We start from the raw sequence: 1,865 nt of genomic DNA, 5'->3' as shown, positions 1-1,865 counted from the left end.
CGTGTCGGTGCCCTGCATGGACGTGTTCGAACGCCAGGACGCGACCTACCGGCGCCACATCGTACCGCGGCACCTGGTGCGAATCGCCATCGAAGCCGGCAGCACCGGCCTGTGGTGGAAGTTCGTCGGCGAGGACGGCGACGTGATCGGGATCGACCGCTTCGGCGAGTCGGCACCGGCAAGTGAGCTGTTCAGGTTGTTCGGCATCACCGCCGATCGGGTCGCGCAGCGCGCCCGCAGCCTGCTGGCCGGTGAGACCAGCCGCACGACCGACGCCGCACCCGCGCTGGCCGACCGCTGAACCCGCATCCAACCCATTCAAAGGAGCTTCACATGGCCATGATTTCGCTGCGGCAACTGCTCGACCATGCCGCCGAGCACCAGTACGGCGTGCCGGCGTTCAACGTCAACAACCTGGAGCAGATCCAGGCCATCATGCAGGCCGCCCAGAAGACCGACAGCCCGGTCATCCTGCAGGCCTCGGCTGGCGCACGCAAATACGCCGGCGAGCCCTTTCTGCGCAAGATGGTCGAGGCCGCAGCCGAGATGTACCCCGACATCCCCATCGTGCTGCACCAGGACCATGGCGCGAGCGCGGCGGTCTGCATGCAGGCGATGCGCTCCGGCTTCACCAGCGTGATGATGGACGGCTCGCTGCAGGAAGACGCGAAGACGCCGGCAAGCTACGACTACAACGTCGGCGTGACGCGGCGCGTCGTCGAGATGGCGCATGCCGTGGGTGTCTCCGTCGAGGGTGAGCTCGGCTGCCTCGGCTCGCTGGAGTCGGGCAGGGCGGGTGAAGAAGATGGCTCGGGCGCGGAAGGCCAGCTCACCCACGAGCAAATGCTGACCGACCCCGAGCAGGCGGCCGACTTCGTCGCGCAGACCGGCGTCGATGCACTGGCGATTGCGATCGGCACCTCGCACGGCGCCTACAAGTTCAGCCGCAAGCCGACCGGCGACATCCTGGCGATTGATCGCATCAAGCAGATCCATGCGCGCATCCCGAACACCCATCTGGTGATGCACGGATCCTCGTCGGTCCCGCAGGAATGGTTGGCCGTCATCCGCGAGCATGGTGGCCAGATCAAGGAGACCTACGGCGTCCCGGTCGAAGAAATCCAGGAGGGCATCCGCCACGGCGTGCGCAAGGTCAACATCGACACCGACATCCGCCTGGCGATGACCGGCGCGATGCGGCGGGCCATGGGCCGAGACACCGCCGAGTTCGACCCGCGCAAGTTCCTGAAGGACGCAATGACCGCCGCACGCGAGCTCTGCGTTGACCGGTTCGAGGCTTTCGGCTGCGCCGGCAGGGCGTCCGGGATCAAGCCCATCGGGCTGGAGCTCAGCGCGCGGCGCTACGCCTGATTCGCTGCTGGACGAACGCGCGCGCCGGCCCCCAGAATGGGCCCCAAGGCCGCCATGCGCGGCGACTCCGCTGGGGCCAATGGATGATCAGATCGACGGGCGCGACGCCGTGAACCCGCTGTTGCACGACGCCGCGCTGCGCGCCTCGCACTATCTTGCAGGCTTGGACGAACGCCCGGTGGGCCCGGGGGCTGACGCGGTCACGCGGCTCGCCGAGCTCGACCAGCCCCTGAACGAACACCCGCAGGCCGCCGACGCCGTGCTGCGGCGGCTGGACGAGTTCGGTTCGCCGGCCACGATGGCGAGCGCCGGCGGTCGCTTCTTCGGCTTTGTCGTCGGCGGCGCACTGCCGGTCACCGTCGCCGCCAACTGGCTGGCCACCGCCTGGGATCAGAACTCGGCCAATCCGACCGGCGCCCCCGCGACGGCCGCATTCGAATTTGTTGCGCTGCGCTGGCTGCGCGAACTGCTCGGCTTGCCGCCTGATGCAGCGG

General features: G+C 68.4%; 2 protein-coding genes and 1 pseudogene. All 3 read left to right on the top strand.

The genetic code is table 11. From position 1 onward, the window contains the following. On the top strand, positions 1-301 hold a 301-nt coding region (locus tag FKP22_RS29045; protein ID WP_445663755.1), incomplete at its 5' end, for a transketolase-like TK C-terminal-containing protein. A gap of 32 nt (positions 302-333) precedes the next feature. Continuing rightward, positions 334-1,371, top strand: a complete 1,038-nt coding sequence (gene fba, locus FKP22_RS29040; protein WP_141291629.1) for a class II fructose-bisphosphate aldolase — start codon at positions 334-336, stop codon at positions 1,369-1,371. Positions 1,372-1,450: 79 nt separating this feature from the next. Then, a pseudogene (locus tag FKP22_RS29035) lies at positions 1,451-1,865 on the top strand (aspartate aminotransferase family protein); the annotation flags it as partial.

Origin of the sequence: Ideonella azotifigens (assembly GCF_006519715.1) — a bacterium.
Taxonomy (GTDB): Bacteria; Pseudomonadota; Gammaproteobacteria; order Burkholderiales; family Burkholderiaceae_C; genus Ideonella; species Ideonella azotifigens.
Note: the sequence above shows the minus strand (reverse complement) of the source record. Positions and strands in the feature narration are given on the sequence as shown.

What these genes read in the sequence shown, in the direction of transcription:
- fba (WP_141291629.1), top strand. Translation starts at nt 334, where the DNA reads ATGGCCATGATTTCGCTGCGGCAACTGCTCGACCATGCCGCCGAGCAC.